Genomic DNA, 16,828 nt, shown 5'->3' with positions numbered 1-16,828 from the left:
GTAATGCTTACGCCCTTTATTTAAAAATGACAATTTGGGCGTATTCAATACGCCCCTACAGCCCCCTTTGTTTAATTAAAAAGGCAACCCATGATTACCCAAGCCATGATTTTATCCGCAGGCAAAGGCACTCGCTTACGCCCTTTGACCTTGACCACGCCTAAGCCCCTTGTCGAAGTCGGTGGGCAACCGCTAATTGTATGGCATATCAAAGCCTTACAACAGGCAGGTGTGACCGATATTACTATTAATGTGTCGTGGCTAGCGGATAAACTGCTTGACGCATTGGGCGATGGTAGCCAGTTTGGGGTCAAGATTCATTGGTCTATCGAGGCAGGCGAGCCGTTAGAAACCGCAGGCGGTATCAAAAAGGCGTTAGATGAGGGTTTGCTAAAAGACGAGCCGTTTATTTTGGTGAATGGCGATGTATGGACACCGTTTGATTTTACCAAGTTGGTGAATTACCAACTAACCGATGGGCAGTTGGGCTATTTGTTATTGACCGATAAAGCGACACATAATCCGAATGGCGATTTTGTTCTCGATAATGGATTAGTCAAAGTGGACGGTTCGCCCAAATATACCTTTGCAGGGATGAGTGTGATTTCGCCAAGGTTGCTAGATGCGATTAATGTGGGCGATACCGCACCGCTTGCCCCTTTGCTCAAGCAAGCGATGGCGGATAATCGGATTGGTGGGGCGTTGCTCATGGACGATTGGGTCGATGTGGGAACGATTGAACGGTTGGAAAGTTTGAATAAAAAATTAGCATTAGTTTAATCCACCGTCCAAAATTTTTTGAATCATCGCATCATATTGTTCTGCAAGCGGTAGCTCTTTGTCAATGGTAATCTCTCGGCGTGTGGTTTGTGTGGGTGTATTGGTTAGGGGGTTAAAGCCCACTTTTTCCACATCAGCCCAATATAATCCGACCCCTCGTTTTTGCCAACTGGGTAAATCATTAAAATTAATGCCATTGCTAAACAACAATTCATGTTTATCAGCCAATGCTTTACCCGATAAAAAAGCAGTAGCGGTGGCTTTATCCACGCCTTGATGACGTTGTAGCCAGTAACAATGAGCATTTAGGCTGTTACGGTGAGCATCTTCTTGTCGCCAACTAAAGTAATCTGTTACTAATTGGCGTGTGGGTAATTCACAAATTCGAGCATCAAAACTTGCTAATTCACCCATTGCCAAACTAAAAAATCCACTCGCTTCACCTGCTAATACAGAAATGATTTTACGAGTTTTGCGATTGAAAGTATCTTCATTTGGGTGAAAAAGTAATGAAATTTCATCACTTTGGGTATAGCCATAGATGATATTAAATCCGCAATTCATTAAGTGTTTGGTGGTATTCGCCATCGCTTCATTAAACCGCACATCAAATGGGGCTTCAAGTTGCCAAAGTTCTTTGGTTTTTTTGGTAAAACCTCGCCCATCCAAACGCACCACAATATATACTTGGGGCGTGATACAATAGTCGTGAGCGGTTTCAAATACCCGCATTTTGGTGTCAAGTTCTTCAAATCTCATCAAGTAATTCCTGTTTTAATTCAATCAATTCAAATAAATTATCTTGCACTTTAACATAAAAAATTTGGTCAAAGCCTTCGGAAAATTGGGGCGGTTGCAGTTTTTTAGCAGTAGATTTTACCCCAACTTCAGGTACTTTAGCTTTACCTTCTCGGTGATTGTTTTGAGCAAGGGCGATAGCAAAAGGCACATCAAAATAGTAAGCGATTACGTTAAAATGCTGTTGTTTGGCGAGTGCAATCAAGGGTTGGCGTTCAGCGATAGTCGCATTGGTTTTATCAATGACGGTGGGTGTTTTGCTAGTAAGGCAAGCATGAAACAATAGCGTTTCTCGGTGTTTTGTTTTTAACATATCGCCATTTAGCCGAATATGACTATCAACCAAATGTTGTTTATAAAAAGTCGATTTGCCCGAGCCTTGAAGACCAATAAAAATAATCAGTTGCATGGTACTACCCAAATAAATTTATCCTATCATACCACAACATTTTTACCAAACTTACCTTTTAAACCAAACCCAAAAACCCCATAAATTCCTCATACTCACAACAAAAAGACCCCAAAATGCGACTACCCGAAACCTCTCGCTCTGAACGCCAACTCAGCCAACTCGCCCGCCAAATCCAAGACACCGCCGAAATCACAGGCGTGAATGCCAGTGGCACACAAATCTCTAGCAAACCCTTTGGCATGGTCACCGAATTTGAACCCTCTGGCGACCAACCGCAAGCCATCGCCAAACTGGTCGAAGGTATCGAAAAAGGCATGGACGGTCAGCTGTTGCTTGGCGTGACAGGCTCTGGCAAAACCTACACTATGGCAAAGGTCATCGCCCAATGCCAACGCCCCACCATCATCATGGCTCATAACAAAACCCTCGCTGCCCAGTTATACGGCGAGTTTAAGGCGTTTTTTCCCAATAATGCGGTGGAATATTTCGTCAGCTATTACGACTACTATCAGCCCGAAGCCTACGTCCCTGCCTCGGATACTTTTATCGAAAAAGACTCTGCCATCAACGACCACATCGACCAAATGCGACTGTCCGCCACTCGCTCGCTACTCGAACGCCGTGATGCCATTATCATCGCCTCCGTGTCCGCCATCTACGGTCTTGGCGACCCAGAAAGCTACCTCAAAATGCTCCTGCATATCGTGGTGGGCGACCGTATCGACCGCACCGCCTTACTCAAACGCTTGGTCGAACTGCAATATGAACGCAACGAACTCGACTTTGGGCGTGGTACATACCGCTTGCGTGGCGAAGTGCTAGACATTTATCCTGCCGAATCCGAGCAACTGGCGGTGCGAATCAGTATGTTTGATGATGAAGTGGAAAAAATCACTTGGTTCGACCCTTTGACAGGGAAAAACGTGCGAAGCGTGCCACGCATTACCATTTATCCAAAATCGCACTACGTCACGCCACGAGAAAAACTCGAATCCGCCAGCGAAACCATCAAAGAAGAGTTGGCAGAACGCCTTGAATTTTTCCGTCAAAATGACAAGCTCATCGAAGCCCAACGTATCAAGGAACGCACCACTTACGACCTTGAAATGATTCAACAACTCGGCTACTGCAACGGTATCGAAAACTACTCACGCCACCTATCGGGCAGACCGAGTGGCGAAGCACCGCCTACGCTGTTTGACTACATTCCGCCCGATGCCTTGCTATTTATTGATGAAAGCCATGTCACCGTACCGCAAATCGGGGCGATGTATAAAGGCGATAGAAGCCGAAAAGAAACCCTTGTCAATTACGGCTTTCGCTTGCCGTCTGCCATGGACAACCGTCCGATGATGTTCGAGGAATGGGAGCGTATCGCCCCTGCGACCATCTATGTATCCGCCACGCCTGCCCAATACGAGCTTGAGCATAGCGAGCAAGTGGTCGAGCAAGTGGTGCGACCGACTGGCTTGGTTGACCCAGAACTCGAAATTCGCCCAGTTTTGACCCAAGTCGATGACGTACTATCCGAAATCAACATTCGCAAAGCCAAAGATGAACGAGTGCTTATCACCACGCTAACCAAGCGTATGGCGGAGGATTTGACCAGTTATCTCAAGGAATATAACATCAAAGTCGCCTATCTGCACTCGGATATCGACACGGTCGAACGTATGAAAATCATCCACGAACTGCGGACTGGCGTGCATGATGTGTTGGTGGGGATTAACCTCTTGCGTGAGGGTTTGGATATGCCAGAGGTCAGTTTGGTGGCGATTTTTGATGCGGATAAAGAGGGCTTTTTACGCTCGGAGCGTTCGCTGATTCAGACCATTGGGCGTGCCGCACGTCATGTCAATGGCAAGGCGATTTTGTATGCGGACAGCATCACGCCCAGTATGCAAAAGGCGATGGAAGAAACCGAACGCCGTCGTGCCAAGCAAGTCGCCTTTAACCTTGAGCATGGTATCACGCCTACGTCTGCCAAACGTCAAATTACCGATAAAATCGACACAGGCGAGGCGGAAGTGGTGAATGATAATCAAGTGATTGTGAAAAATAATTCGTTCCCTGATGTGGATATTGCGATTTTGCGGTCGCCTGATTTGCTCGCTAAGGAAATTAGTCGGTTGGAAAAACAAATGCAGGCGTTGTCGAGGGATTTGAAGTTTGAAGAGGCGATGAAAATTCGGGATAAAATCGTGGGGTTAAAAGAGTTTGTGTTGCAATAATTTGGGGTGAAAAATGCTTGAGCCAGTACAGTTAATAGAGCAAATTAAAATTGCTTTTGCTGATGTTAAAAAGGTTGATAAAACGCTTGAGCAGTGTTTTATTACCGACAAATGGGGTATAGGTGGTTTATCTGAAGATGAATTTGGCAAAATTTATCATGAGGCGAGCAAAAACAGACCTTATCATAACTGGACAGAAATTCCAAAAGAGCAACTGGAAAAATATGACTTGCCTTTTTGCAATATGTCGAACGAAGAATTTGCCTTTTTTCTGCCTGCTTACATGGTCTATGTGGTTGAATGGTATCTCAAAAACCCTAAAACTGATTGGTGGGAAAATAAATTTCTCGTAGGATTAGCAAGGCATTTGGGGTATGACCATGATTATGAAAGCTTTATCTATAAGTATTCAAGCATGAATGACTTGCAAAAAAGTACCATACTGGATTATGCTTGTTTTATCGTTGATTTGACCTATAAAACTGTTGATAAAAAAGATTTCTTTGAAAATGAGCGAAAGAAAAATTTACATGAATATCATTTGGAATCAGTTTTAAAGGCGAAAAATAAGCTACTAAGTTTTAGAATTTATGATTAATAAAGGAAACTATGATGACAACGGCTGAATTACTCAATCAAAGAATCCAAATTTTACCAGAATCTTTGCGATATCAACTATTGGGCTATGCTGATAGCCTAATAGAAAAATGGCAAAATCCTTTCAAAAGCGACAATCCTAGTTTTGACGTTACTGAACTTAAAAATGCAAAATCAAATCCTAAAGATGAAAAATTGACCGTTGATGAGTTGTTAAATGCCATAACTATCAAAACTGATAAAGTCGCTACCATTGAAGATATGAACGATAGTATTGCTAAAGCCTTTAAAAACTGGCAGGGTTAAAGATGATTTCATTAGATACCAATATTTTGGTGCGATTATTTGCTAAAGATAACCCAGCCCAATTACAACAAGTCGTTGATTTGTTCAATCAATTAGAAACCAACAATCAGCAAGCTTTTATTCCATTATTGGTACTGTTGGAAACAAATTGGGTATTGGGTCACTTTTATAACATTGAGCGATTGCAAATTATTGTTGCTATTTAAATCGCCAATCTTGAAAGTAGAAAATGCCGATGATGTTAAAGCAATGTTATTACAAGCACGCAATAACACCTTTGATTTGTCTGATATGTTAATAGCCTGTCGCTGTGCGGTAGAAAATCATCTGCCAGTCGTGACCTTTGATAAAAAAGCATCAAAAATTGACAAATTTATTTTGATGAAAGATTTCATTTAAGGTCTTTCACTATCATTACTAAGTGTTTCTTTTAGCGGTGTCGCAAAATAAAAAATCAAAAACGTCATCAAGCTCACCAACACCGCAATCTCAAGCCGTCCCATCGCCACCGCCACGCCCACACAACCAGCCGCCCAAATCGCTGCCGCAGTCGAAGTCCCCTCAATCGAATTATCCGTCTTCAAAATCGCTCCACCACCAATAAAACCAATCCCAGTCACCACGCCATTAATCACATTTGAAATCTGTGAATCGTCATTCCCTGACATCCCAAACCCCACAAGCGTAAAGCCACAGCTCGCAAGGCTCACCATCGGAAAGGTTCTTAGCCCCATACTGAACTTACTATTTTCACGGTTCAACCCAATCGGCAATATCAACACAAAAGCAATCAGCATCTGTCCCGTATGTATCAACATTTCTTTCCAATTAAAATCAAATAACTGCGTGACACTGGTCGACATTTTTTCACCATAAACATAAAAGATTAAACCATAAAATCATAGCAAATCTTTGGCATAAACACAGCCCATACTAACACAGTATTACTAAGGTAAAACAATCGTCCGACAATTCAACGACTAATGTCACTATATCTTTTTTAAATCATCCACGCCTATGAGGTAAGCCACTACTTGACCTGAATTAACCCACATTTTTACCTCGATGTTATGGCATAATAGCAAAGAATTTTTACTTAATATTTATTACTAACTATGCAAGAAAAAAAGAGAAAATGATGACAAACGTGACTGAAACTAGCCAGACCGAAAACCCTCAACTGCTAAACACCGAAATGCCAGATGTACCCTCTCATTTACCTATGCAAGACGCTACTGCACCACAAAAAATCTATCTAAAAGACTACACGCCACCAGTTTTTTTGGTCAATAGTATCGACCTTACCATTCAATTATTTGCCGACAATGCCAAAGTCACCGCCAATCTTGACATGACAAGAAGCACGGCAGGCGATTTGGTGCTATTGGGACGTGAGTTACAGCTTGAATCCATTAGTTTAAACGGTAAAGCGTTAACCGAAGCGGATTATCAACTTAATGATGAAATGCTTGTCATTAGCAATGCCCCCAATGATTGTCAAATCACCACGGTGGTGGCGATTGTACCACAGACCAATACCAGCCTTGAAGGCTTGTATCAAGCAGGCGAGGGGGCGGACAAGATGTTCGTGACCCAATGTGAGCCAGAGGGTTTTCGCAAAATTACCTTTTACCCAGACCGTCCTGATGTGTTATCACGCTTTACCACACGCCTTGAGGCGGATAAAACCTACCCAACGCTATTGGCAAATGGTAATTTGGTTGAAAAAGGTGATTTGGCTGATAATGGCAACCGTCATTTTGCCGTGTGGGAAGACCCCACCAAAAAACCGAGTTATTTATTCGCTTGTGTGATGGCGGATTTGGACGTGTTGAGCGACCATTATTTTGTAAAAGACAGTACCACGAGTGAAGGGCGTGAGGTGTTGCTTGAGGTATATGCCAAATCTGAGAATATCGAGCAATGTCATGTCGGTATGCAAGCCCTTAAAGACTCGATGAAATGGGATGAAGACCACTACGGACGAGCGTATGACCTTGACCGTTATATGATTGTGGCAGTGAGCCAATTTAACATGGGGGCGATGGAAAACAAAGGCTTGAATATCTTTAACACCGCCTGTGTGTTATCAAGCCCAGAAACCACCACTGACCGCCGTAATTTTAATGTCAAAGCGGTGATTGCCCATGAATATTTCCATAACTGGACAGGCAATCGCATTACGTGCCGTGATTGGTTTCAGCTATGCCTAAAAGAGGGCTTTACCGTATTCCGTGACCAGTCGTTTTCTGAAAGTCTGCATTCCCCAGCGGTGCAACGCATTGATGATGTAGCGACCTTACGAGCATTCCAGTTCCCAGAGGATGCCAGTCCGCTGGCTCATCCACCACGCCCAGACCATTTTGTCGAGATTAATAACTTCTATACCGCCACTGTGTACGAAAAAGGGGCGGAAATCGTACGGATGATTGCCAATACTTTGGGTAAAGAGAAGTTCCGCCAAGGGACGGATGAATATTTCCGCCGTTTTGATGGGCAAGCGGTGACGGTGGAAGATTTGCTGTCAGCGTTAAGCGTGGGCGGTACGAATGTCGAAAACTTTATTGACTGGTACACCCAACCTGCCACCCCTGTGCTGTCTGGGCGTTTTAGCCAAGTGGCAGATAATTTAACCATTCATCTAAGCCAACAAACACGCCAAGTCACCAATTATCCTGCCCCCAAAGCCCTGCCTATTCCTGTCAAAATGGCGATTTTTAACCGTGCGACTGGGGCATTGGTCGTTGAAGATTTGTTATTGCTGGATACAGCCGAACAAGATTTTAGCTTTAGTGGCATTGATTTTGAGCCAGTAATTTCGCTGTTACGAGATTTTTCTGCCCCTGTTCAGCTAAATTTTGACTATAGTGATGCGGATTTGTCATTTTTGATGCAATATGAAACCAATGGCTTTAACCGTTGGCAAGCCAGTCAATTATTGGTCAATCGTATCTTGATTCAAGGGGCAGATAGCACCATTTATCTGAATGCCTTAAAGCAAGCACTGCCAAGCCTGTACCAACAAGATGCCATGTTAGCGACACGTTTACTGGATATCCCTGCCGAACGTGAGCTTGGCTCTGCATTTAGCCACCATTATAACCCCAACGAAGTCAAAGCCAAACGAGATGCCTTGCTAAAACAAGTGGCAACTCACCTTGCCGACTTTTGGACAACCGCTTATCAAGCCTATCCGCTGACAGCGTATCAAGACAATGCGAAAGCGATGGGCGAGCGAGCATGGCGAAACGTGGCATTGGACATGGCGTTGACTGCCAACATCGAAGATGCCAAACAATGGGCGGTCAATCAATACCAAAATGCCAGTTGTATGAGTGAGCGATTGGGGGCGTTATCGGCGGTGGTGAATCATCAGCTTGAGCAAAAAACGGTATTATTAGCCGACTTTTATCAACGATTTAGCCATGATGATTTGGCGATGGATTTATGGTTTGGGGTGCAAGCAGGGGATACCGAAGCTTCAGTTGATGCGATTTTTGGGTTGACAGAACATACTGATTTTGACCTCAATACCCCAAACCGTGTGCGTGCGGTTTTAGGTGGATTGATTGCTCAACCAACCAAACTTTGGTCAAATCAAGGATTAAGCCAATACCTTGATATGATGGTGATTTTGGATAAACGTAATCCACTGTTAGCTTCACGTTTACTGCAAAGTTTGTCCGCTTGGAATACTTTGAGCGAACCAATCAAAAGCCATGCCAAACAGCAATTATTGGATAGTCAGCCCAAAATGACCTCCAAAAATGTCAAAGAAACCTTGGCAACGATGCTCAACCAATAATGGTTTATGTTGGGTGTCATGCTTCCACCCAACCTACAAATGGCATTTTTGCGTAAGTCCTATATAAACTATTGTCTAGGATACTATGTTCTAGGGTCAAACGCATCCCTTAACGCTTCGCCAATAAAAATAAGGAGCGACAACACCACCGTCAAACTAAAAAATCCTGCCAACGCAAGCCACGGTGCATCCAAATTATTTTTCCCCTGCGAAATCAACTCACCGAGCGAGGGCGACCCAGCAGGCAAGCCATAGCCCAAATAATCAAGCGTGGTCAATGCCGTGATATTCGCCGTCAAAATAAACGGCAACTGCGACAAACTAGATGACATCGCATTCGGCAAAATATGGCGAAACATAATCTTGGCATCGCTCACGCCCATCGCCTTTGCCGAGCGGACATAATCAAAATTCCTCGCTCGCAAAAACTCCGCACGCACCAAGCCCACAAGCCCCATCCAACCAAACAACAACATCAGCCCAAACAGCACCGTCACACTGGGGCTAAACAAACTCACCAAAATAATAATCATAAAGAGTTGTGGCAAACCGCCCCACACTTCCATCAATCGCTGTCCGCCCAAATCCACCCAACCGCCATAATAGCCTTGCACCGCCCCCACGATAATGCCAATCAGCGACCCTGCCAACGTCAATGCCAGCCCAAACAACAACGACACACGCAAGCCATACAGCACCCTCGCCAGCACATCTCGCCCTTGGTCGTCCGTACCAAGCCAGTTTTGGGCGTTGGGCGGTGCAGGAAACGGCACATCACGGCTGACGCTTGGGGTTTGGTCAGCAAAGCCAATCATCGGCTCAATCATATAGCCGTGTTGGTTAATCAAGTCTTTGACCACAGGGTCTTGGTAATTGGTTTCGGTCTCGAACACACCGCCAAACGTGGTTTCTGGATAGGCTTTGGCAACTGGGAAATAATAGCTGTCTTGGTATTTCACCATGATGGGCTTGTCATTGGCAACGACATTAACACATAGGCAAATGCTAAAAATAATACTGAATAAAATCAATGAGTAATAGCCGATTTTATTGCGTTTAAAGCGTGCAATACGGGCTTGCCAAATGGGGTTTTTTGCGTGCATTAACGACTCTCAAAATCAATTCTAGGGTCAATCCAATGATAAGTGATATCGCTAATCAGTTGCAACACCAACCCCATCAGGGTAAAAATAAACAACGTCCCAAAAATCACAGGATAATCACGCTGTTGTATCGCCTCAAACCCCAACCGCCCTAACCCATCCAAATTAAAAATCACCTCAATCAAAAAATTCCCAGTAAAAAATATCCCCACAATCGCAGACGGCAAGCCAGCAATGATAATCAACATCGCATTCCGAAACACATGACCGTATAGCACTTTGTTTTCAGTTAGCCCCTTACTGCGAGCGGTCAGCACATATTGCTTATTCAACTCTTCCATAAAACTAAACTTAGTCAAATACGCAAGCCCTGCAAAACCGCCCAACGTACTTGCGGTGAGTGGCAATGCCAAATGCCAAAAATAATCTTTGATTTTGCCAAACATCGACAGCTTGTCAAAATTCTCTGACACCAAACCCTGTAGCGGAAAAATCTGCCAATAACTGCCCCCTGCTAACAGCACAATCAGCACCACCGCCAACACAAATACAGGCACGGCATAGCTGACAGCCAGTAGTAATGCCGTACTTTTATCCATCAAGGAATTATGACGTACTGCCTTGGCAATGCCGAGTGGCACGGCAATCAAATAAATTAGCAAGGTACTCCACAGCCCAAGCGAAATCGACACAGGCATTTTGTCCAAAATAAGCTGTCCGACTGGCTTACCCTTAAAAAATGACGTGCCAAAATCGCCTTTGGCATAACTGGTGAGCATCAGCCAAAACCGCTGTGGGGCGGATTTATCAAAGCCATATTGTTTTTTAATCGCCTCGACCATATCAGGTGACAAACCCCTACTACCTTGGTAACTGCTTTGATAATTGGTCGGCGTGGTAAATTGTCCGTTTTGACCGCCTTTTTGGGCTTCTTGGATTTGGGCGATTTTCTGCTCGACTGGGCCACCGGGGGCGGATTGGATAATGGCGAAGTTGGTGAGCAAAATCAAAAATAGGGTGGGAATAATCAGCAATAGCCGTTTGAGAATATATTTACCCATCATCAAAACCTATTTTTCAATTCACGCAACGCACTAAACACCGCTAAGGGCTCATCACCTGTATTTGGCAATTGCTGATTAACACTGGCAATCAGTTCATCACAATGTGGCTGATAAATGATTTGCATAAACGGATTGATTAATCGCTCATCCGCCAATGTGGTTGGCAAAGTCGGCTGATTGTTGTCACGTTTTTTGCTATCCATCTCGATAGCATGGGCGATATCCGCATTATTTGGCTGGATACTTTGGGCAAATTTCAGATTTGACAAGGTATATTCGTGAGCAGGATAAAACAAGGTTTTATCATCGTGTAACTCATTAAAACGGTCAAAACTTTCAAACAACTGCTCAATCGTGCCTGTAAACACTCGCCCACAACCCCCTCGAAACAGCGTATCACCACAGAAAATATGCAATCGTTTGTCAAAGGTCAGCAAAAACGCCAAATGATTGTCAGTATGCCCTGCGGTTTGCCATACTTGCAGTGGTAAATTTAACGTATCACCCCAAGCCTTCAATTCACTACCCTCACCCACGGTAACGCCTTGATTGGGATTCTTTAAGCCGATTTGTGGCAATACATCAGCATGGGCGAACACTTGAGCATTGGGGAAGTTTTGAGCCAGTTCCGCCACGCCACCAATATGGTCATTATGGTGATGGGTGACCCAAATTTGGCGAATGCTTAGGCTATTTTGATGAACAAAATCCAGCACAGGTTTGGCATCCCCTGCATCGACAATAATCACTTCTTGGTTCTGCTCATTGATAATCGCCCAAATATAATTGTCATTAAAGGCTGGGATTGGGTGGATTTTTAGCATGATTAATCCTTTTTGGTAATTTAACTCTCAATTTGAACCAATTTTTCTATTTTGGTAATCAGTTTTAGTAGCCCTTCTCGATTTTTTGCAGATTTTATCCAAAGTGGTAAACGGGACATTAGGCTACCATTGCCTGAGTTTTTGGTACGCTCTCGCAAGTCCGCTTGGATAAAGGCTTTCAAATCCTGTAAATGTTGCCAATTATACGCCCACAATATCCCATGTGAACAAGACATTTGTAGCAATAATGGCAACCCAAAATAATAGTCTTCACCTTGATACTTGTGGATAATCATTTTTTGTAACGTGACTGAGTTTTGTTTTTGGCATTTCTCACATTCAAGTGTTATTTTTTTTGAAAAATTATCATGTGGTGCATGAATAACATTTTGATAAAATAATGGTGAGCCACAATGATAACAGCTTTGATTAGATTTTGTGGTAAGCTGTAAATCGCCATACCAATGAAATTTATCACACTCATTTAAATGCAAATGGCAATGTAAGCAATAAAATTCTGCATTTTCTACCTTGCTTGCCTTATTGCAACGAGGACAAACAACAAGTTCATGGTCACAGATATATTGCCAAAGAAATACATTCTTATATTCAACATAGCGATTTTGTGATTCACTCATTTTAACGCCCCAAATAACGCATCACTTCGCTATATTTTTGCGGATTGACCCACCAATAATCTATCCCAATTGCATTACTCGGCAACTGCCCATGCTCATAAAATCGCCAATACGCCACATTATCCGTGGTCTTACCATAAGTCGGCACGACATAATACCCTGCTCGAAGCAGACGGTCTAACACATGGGTATATAACACGATATCCTCACGATTTTTGGCTTTGGTGAGTTTATCAATCACACTATCAATCGCCTTATTTTTAATCCCTGCTGAGTTTTGATTGCCTGCCTCATCCGCAGATTGCGACCCCCACATATAGGCTTGTTCCGACCCTGGTGAAAGACTTTGCATAAACATATCAATAATCATGTCATAATCATATTTGCGAGTTCGCTCCAAATACTGCGGTACATCAGCTTGGCGAAAACTGGTGTCAAAGCCCAAGCGTTGCAAATTGCGTAAATACGGCAAGATAATCCGAGCATTTTTTTCATCGGCAGTCAAAAACTCGATTTTGGCTGGCTGACCGTTTGGCTGATACAGCTTCATATTGCGATATTGAAAACCTGCCTGCAACAGCAATTCACGAGCCTTGAGTAAATTATCTCGATTAAAACCATCGCCATTGGATTTTGGGGCTTGCCAATTACTAACGACTGCGTTACGTTGAATCGGCTCAAGGCTTGGTAATAACGGATTTAATATATCCATTTCGGCAGGGCTTGGCGTGCCTGTGGCTTGCAATTCTGAACCATGAAAGAAGCTTTGCAAGCGTTCATACTGCCCATAGAACATGGTTTTATTCAGCCATTCAAAATCATACGCCAGTGTCAAAGCTTGACGCACTCGAATATCTTGAAAAATCGGACGGCGAAGGTTCATCACGATGGCTTGCATGGGAACAGGATTTTTATTGGCGATTTTTTCCTTCATCACCATATTGGCAGTCATCGCAGGGAAATTGTAGCCAGTCACCCAAGTACGGGCTTTATTTTCGGCACGAAACAGGTATTCCCCTGCCTTAAAGCCTTCAAATGCGACTTCGGGGTTTTGGTAATACACATATTTGATTTGGTCAAAATTATTGCGACCTACATTCACCATCACGCCTGCCTCGGGTTTTGCCCCCCAATAGTTTGGGTCACGCACATAGGTGATGCTTCGCCCTGCCTCGATATTGCCGACTTTATACGCCCCACTCCCCATCAACGGCACAAGCCCTACTTTGTCAAAATAGGCATCAATGGTTTTTTTTGACCAAATCGGCATTTGAGCAACGGTAAGTTTGATTTCTTGATTATCTTTGGATTTAAAAATAAATTTAACCGTTTGTTTATCAATCACTTGGGTTTCTTTGACATCACCCAAATAACTCCGCATACTCATCAAACCTTTGGTGAGCATCGCATCCATACTAGCTTTGACATCATCAGCGGTGACAGGCGTACCATCCCAAAATTTGGCGTGCGGATTGATATGGTAAATCACCCAACTGGGGTCGGCAGGGTCATAGGTGACTTTGTCCGCAAGTAGCGGATACTGGACAAACGCCTCGGACAGCGAACTGGTCATCAGACTTTCAAACAGATAATCCGTGCCTATCACAGGCGTACCGACATCTATCCATTTATTGATACTGTCAAAAGTACCAATTGCCGATAGGCTTAACGTACCACCTTTGGGGGCGTTGGGATTGGCATACGGCAGATGGCTAAGATTGTTAAATTGAGCGGTACTATTGTGAGCAAGGGTGGTCGAAGTGATGGGGGTCGCATTGGCTGGATTCACCATCGTATCAACAACTGTATTAATAAGCTTCTTAGTAAATGGACTATCATGCTGATTTGTGAAGCACAAACTAGCCATTATTAAAGCAACAGGGAGCAAAACCCTTGCTTTTGTGGCGTTTTTTTTCATCAAGCCAAACTCTCTATCTCACATAAAAAAAGCTTGGATTCACCAAGCCTTCTCTCAATACGCTTCTGTTAAAGCCAATACTAGCCACCATCATAGCAATTAATCATAAGTATTTCTATCATTCATTTTAGTGGTACTAATTGGCTTGATAGGTTGAATGTTAGGTACAGTCAAAATCTTACCAGCAACTAAACTAGCAGTTGGCTCTATATTATTAATTTTAGCCAAACCTGCTACTGTCGTATTATAACGCTTTGCCAAAACAATCAGTGAATCACCTTTTTGTATTTGATAGGTAGTAAAATCTAATAAATTTGAACGGGTTTCGGTGGTTGGATTTTTAGTGGCTGATTTAGCAGGTGTTTTGGTACTCGTTGAAACGGCATTGCTAGATTTTACAGTTATTGGTGTGATAGCTGTAGCTTTCGTAGTAGCAACGGTTTTGGCTTGAGATGATAACCGATCATTTTCAACTATTTTAAGGCGAGCAGGTGTTGAGGGTATCAATAGTCGCTGATCACGATAAATCAAGGACATAATATCCAAATTATTCAATTTAGCTAGCTCTCTAATACCAATATCAAACTTATTGGCAACACCTCTAAGGGTTTCATTAGATTGAACAACATACGTAAACGTTTTAACATTACTAGCCGTAGCAGGCTGTGCTTTTACTTCATCTGTTTTAATAGTCTGCATTGGCACTGTTAGTTTTGTTCCAATCCGAAATTGGCTCAAATCACCATCATTTAGCTCAGATAACGTTGAGGTAGTAGTATCAAATTTTCGTGCAATACTGCTGATACTATCACCAGATTGCACAACATAAGTCATGGTTTTCCCTTGGTAATAGATAGCTCTAGTATCATTAAGATAAATCAAATCACCAATTTTAACATCATTAGCATTTTTTAAATTGTTTATTTCTATCAATTTTTGCAAGGTAGTATCATACTGTTTGGCAATACTCGATAGGGTGTCGCCATCCTTGACACGGTAAGATGTCGCAGCGGTTGCCACCGTTGATAAGGTCATTGCCAAAATAGCAATCATACCTTTTCTTATCAGTGAAGGGTTATCCATCAATTTATTTATGATACGCATTGTTAAACTTACCTTTTTATCGTTGTATGAAATGTAACATTACGTTAACTACCTTGCTCATTGTAATGTTTTTATGATGTGGATGAAAGGGTAGATTGTCCAAATTGTTCAAATTGTTGCATAAAACCCACTAAATCATTGACAATTTGTAAATCAACTGCGTTATAAATACTAGCACGCATACCACCCACACTGCGATGCCCTTTAAGGTTTAAAAACCCCCTTTTGTCGGCTTCTTGTAAAAACTGCTTATCCAAACTACCATCCATAATGGTAAATGGTACGTTCATAATAGAACGATGGGCAGGTTTGATAGGGTTATGATAAACATTACTACCATCAATAAAATCATATAGGGCTTGGGCTTTGGCAAGATTTTGCTGATAAATAGCTTCTACCCCACCTTGGTCTAGCAACCATTCAAACACCAAACCTGACAAATACCATGCAAATGTCGATGGTGTATTTAACATCGAATCATTATCAGCTTGATTTTTATAATCCAAAATACTAGGACAAACGGCATTGGCATGACCGATTAAGTCCTCACGCACAATCACTAAGGTCAACCCAGCAGGTCCAATATTTTTTTGAGCCCCTGCATAAATTAAGCCATAATCACTAACATTAATCGGCTGTGATAAAATGCAAGATGACATATCCGCCACAATCGGTGCATCGACTTTCGGCACATCAAACATCGCCAAACCACCAATGGTTTCATTCGGGCAATAATGAAAATAATCTGCATTATCAGACAGTTGCCATGTGTCAATATCAGGCACATCGGTATAGTTACTGTCTTTGGCAGAAGCAACGACATTGATTTTACCAAGACCTGCTTTCTCATAACGCTTTGCTTCACTGATGGCTTTTTTTGACCAAATACCAGTATCCAAATAATCCGCTGTACCTTTTAACAGGTTTAACGGAATCGCAGAGAACTGTAAACTCGCCCCACCTTGTACAAATAACACCTTATAATTATTAGGAATATTCATCAAAGTGCGTAAATCCTGCTCTGCTTTACTGGCAATTGCCACAAACTCATCACTGCGATGGCTCATTTCCATCACCGACATGCCTGTACCACGCCAATTGAGCAATTCACTTTGGGCTTTTTCAAGCACTGCTGTAGGCATCGTAGCTGGGCCTGCACAAAAATTGGCGACACGATGGTCAAAATTTGATTTCATAACATTTCCTTTGGTTTTACATCAATGATGATAATTAACTCAACTAAAAACG

The 16,828-nt window shown here is 42.8% G+C and carries 17 protein-coding genes; 7 read left to right on the top strand and 10 right to left on the bottom strand.

All coding sequences use genetic code 11. The features are described 5' to 3' along the window. Positions 1 to 90 precede the first annotated feature (90 nt). Entirely contained in the window at positions 91 to 780 is a 690-nt protein-coding gene (gene murU, locus ACK1U4_RS01790; protein ID WP_419401503.1) for an N-acetylmuramate alpha-1-phosphate uridylyltransferase MurU, read from the top strand. Here murU and ACK1U4_RS01785 read toward each other — a convergent pair. Next, positions 772 to 1,539, bottom strand: a complete 768-nt coding sequence (locus ACK1U4_RS01785; protein ID WP_419401504.1) for a tRNA(His) guanylyltransferase Thg1 family protein — start codon at positions 1,537 to 1,539, stop codon at positions 772 to 774. The two genes, murU and ACK1U4_RS01785, sit on opposite strands and share 9 nt — an antisense overlap. Beyond that, complete coding sequence (locus ACK1U4_RS01780) at positions 1,529 to 1,987, bottom strand: AAA family ATPase (protein WP_419401505.1); 459 nt, start codon at positions 1,985 to 1,987, stop codon at positions 1,529 to 1,531. Before ACK1U4_RS01780 ends, ACK1U4_RS01785 begins: the two co-directional genes overlap by 11 nt. 116 nt (positions 1,988 to 2,103) lie before the next feature. Between ACK1U4_RS01780 and uvrB the strand changes: the two genes are divergently transcribed. Genes uvrB through ACK1U4_RS01755 form a run of 5 tightly spaced genes read left to right on the top strand, consistent with a single transcriptional unit; the run spans position 2,104 to position 5,523 of the window. Next, positions 2,104 to 4,221 (top strand): excinuclease ABC subunit UvrB, encoded by a 2,118-nt coding sequence (gene uvrB, locus ACK1U4_RS01775; protein WP_419401506.1) that lies wholly within the window; start codon positions 2,104 to 2,106, stop codon positions 4,219 to 4,221. A 13-nt stretch (positions 4,222 to 4,234) separates the two neighbouring features. After that, on the top strand, positions 4,235 to 4,819 hold the full coding sequence (locus tag ACK1U4_RS01770) for a DUF6714 family protein (RefSeq protein ID WP_419401507.1): 585 nt from the start codon (positions 4,235 to 4,237) through the stop codon (positions 4,817 to 4,819). A gap of 14 nt (positions 4,820 to 4,833) precedes the next feature. Further along, positions 4,834 to 5,124, top strand: a complete 291-nt coding sequence (locus ACK1U4_RS01765; RefSeq protein WP_419401508.1) for a hypothetical protein — start codon at positions 4,834 to 4,836, stop codon at positions 5,122 to 5,124. Between the two features lie 2 nt (positions 5,125 to 5,126). Continuing rightward, on the top strand, positions 5,127 to 5,330 hold the full coding sequence (locus ACK1U4_RS01760; protein WP_419401509.1) for a hypothetical protein: 204 nt from the start codon (positions 5,127 to 5,129) through the stop codon (positions 5,328 to 5,330). A 10-nt stretch (positions 5,331 to 5,340) separates the two neighbouring features. Continuing rightward, a complete protein-coding gene (locus tag ACK1U4_RS01755) occupies positions 5,341 to 5,523 on the top strand; it encodes a hypothetical protein (RefSeq protein WP_419401510.1) in 183 nt (60 codons plus the stop codon). On the opposite strand, the gene ACK1U4_RS01750 is transcribed toward ACK1U4_RS01755, so the two are convergent. Further along, a complete protein-coding gene (locus ACK1U4_RS01750; RefSeq protein ID WP_419401511.1) occupies positions 5,520 to 5,987 on the bottom strand; it encodes an MgtC/SapB family protein in 468 nt (155 codons plus the stop codon). The genes ACK1U4_RS01755 and ACK1U4_RS01750 overlap by 4 nt on opposite strands. Before the next feature lie 332 nt (positions 5,988 to 6,319). On the opposite strand from ACK1U4_RS01750, the gene pepN reads away from it, so the two are divergent. After that, complete coding sequence (pepN, locus tag ACK1U4_RS01745) at positions 6,320 to 8,929, top strand: aminopeptidase N (protein WP_419401524.1); 2,610 nt, start codon at positions 6,320 to 6,322, stop codon at positions 8,927 to 8,929. Positions 8,930 to 9,012: 83 nt separating this feature from the next. Here the strand turns inward: pepN and ACK1U4_RS01740 are convergent, their stop codons facing one another. From ACK1U4_RS01740 to serC, 7 genes are all read right to left on the bottom strand, one after another. Continuing rightward, a complete protein-coding gene (locus ACK1U4_RS01740; RefSeq protein ID WP_419401512.1) occupies positions 9,013 to 10,032 on the bottom strand; it encodes an ABC transporter permease in 1,020 nt (339 codons plus the stop codon). Next, on the bottom strand, positions 10,032 to 11,093 hold the full coding sequence (locus tag ACK1U4_RS01735) for a microcin C ABC transporter permease YejB (protein ID WP_419401513.1): 1,062 nt from the start codon (positions 11,091 to 11,093) through the stop codon (positions 10,032 to 10,034). Before ACK1U4_RS01735 ends, ACK1U4_RS01740 begins: the two co-directional genes overlap by 1 nt. A 2-nt stretch (positions 11,094 to 11,095) precedes the next feature. Further along, a complete protein-coding gene (gene gloB / locus ACK1U4_RS01730) occupies positions 11,096 to 11,920 on the bottom strand; it encodes a hydroxyacylglutathione hydrolase (RefSeq protein WP_419401514.1) in 825 nt (274 codons plus the stop codon). 20 nt (positions 11,921 to 11,940) lie between these two features. Beyond that, on the bottom strand, positions 11,941 to 12,558 hold the full coding sequence (locus tag ACK1U4_RS01725) for a hypothetical protein (protein WP_419401515.1): 618 nt from the start codon (positions 12,556 to 12,558) through the stop codon (positions 11,941 to 11,943). Between the two features lies 1 nt (position 12,559). Continuing rightward, entirely contained in the window at positions 12,560 to 14,350 is a 1,791-nt protein-coding gene (locus ACK1U4_RS01720) for an extracellular solute-binding protein (RefSeq protein WP_419401516.1), read from the bottom strand. A gap of 225 nt (positions 14,351 to 14,575) precedes the next feature. Beyond that, a complete protein-coding gene (locus ACK1U4_RS01715; RefSeq protein ID WP_419401517.1) occupies positions 14,576 to 15,580 on the bottom strand; it encodes a LysM peptidoglycan-binding domain-containing protein in 1,005 nt (334 codons plus the stop codon). A 71-nt stretch (positions 15,581 to 15,651) separates the two neighbouring features. Next, positions 15,652 to 16,776, bottom strand: a complete 1,125-nt coding sequence (gene serC / locus ACK1U4_RS01710) for a 3-phosphoserine/phosphohydroxythreonine transaminase (RefSeq protein ID WP_419401518.1) — start codon at positions 16,774 to 16,776, stop codon at positions 15,652 to 15,654. Positions 16,777 to 16,828: the final 52 nt, after the last annotated feature.

The sequence above is a fragment of the Moraxella sp. TY6 genome (assembly GCF_048551375.1).
Lineage (GTDB): Bacteria > Pseudomonadota > Gammaproteobacteria > Pseudomonadales > Moraxellaceae > Faucicola.
Note: the sequence above shows the minus strand (reverse complement) of the source record. Positions and strands in the feature narration are given on the sequence as shown.

Excerpts from the sequence above, each read along its gene's own strand:
- murU (WP_419401503.1), top strand. The coding sequence starts at position 91 with ATGATTACCCAAGCCATGATTTTATCCGCAGGCAAAGGCACTCGCTTA.
- ACK1U4_RS01785 (WP_419401504.1), bottom strand. The coding sequence starts at position 1,539 with ATGAGATTTGAAGAACTTGACACCAAAATGCGGGTATTTGAAACCGCT.
- ACK1U4_RS01780 (WP_419401505.1), bottom strand. The coding sequence starts at position 1,987 with ATGCAACTGATTATTTTTATTGGTCTTCAAGGCTCGGGCAAATCGACT.
- uvrB (WP_419401506.1), top strand. The coding sequence starts at position 2,104 with ATGCGACTACCCGAAACCTCTCGCTCTGAACGCCAACTCAGCCAACTC.
- ACK1U4_RS01770 (WP_419401507.1), top strand. The coding sequence starts at position 4,235 with ATGCTTGAGCCAGTACAGTTAATAGAGCAAATTAAAATTGCTTTTGCT.
- ACK1U4_RS01765 (WP_419401508.1), top strand. The coding sequence starts at position 4,834 with ATGACAACGGCTGAATTACTCAATCAAAGAATCCAAATTTTACCAGAA.
- ACK1U4_RS01760 (WP_419401509.1), top strand. The coding sequence starts at position 5,127 with ATGATTTCATTAGATACCAATATTTTGGTGCGATTATTTGCTAAAGAT.
- ACK1U4_RS01750 (WP_419401511.1), bottom strand. The coding sequence starts at position 5,987 with ATGTCGACCAGTGTCACGCAGTTATTTGATTTTAATTGGAAAGAAATG.
- pepN (WP_419401524.1), top strand. The coding sequence starts at position 6,320 with ATGCCAGATGTACCCTCTCATTTACCTATGCAAGACGCTACTGCACCA.
- ACK1U4_RS01740 (WP_419401512.1), bottom strand. The coding sequence starts at position 10,032 with ATGCACGCAAAAAACCCCATTTGGCAAGCCCGTATTGCACGCTTTAAA.
- ACK1U4_RS01735 (WP_419401513.1), bottom strand. The coding sequence starts at position 11,093 with ATGGGTAAATATATTCTCAAACGGCTATTGCTGATTATTCCCACCCTA.
- gloB (WP_419401514.1), bottom strand. The coding sequence starts at position 11,920 with ATGCTAAAAATCCACCCAATCCCAGCCTTTAATGACAATTATATTTGG.
- ACK1U4_RS01725 (WP_419401515.1), bottom strand. The coding sequence starts at position 12,558 with ATGAGTGAATCACAAAATCGCTATGTTGAATATAAGAATGTATTTCTT.
- ACK1U4_RS01720 (WP_419401516.1), bottom strand. The coding sequence starts at position 14,350 with ATGGTGAATCCAGCCAATGCGACCCCCATCACTTCGACCACCCTTGCT.
- ACK1U4_RS01715 (WP_419401517.1), bottom strand. The coding sequence starts at position 15,580 with ATGCGTATCATAAATAAATTGATGGATAACCCTTCACTGATAAGAAAA.
- serC (WP_419401518.1), bottom strand. The coding sequence starts at position 16,776 with ATGAAATCAAATTTTGACCATCGTGTCGCCAATTTTTGTGCAGGCCCA.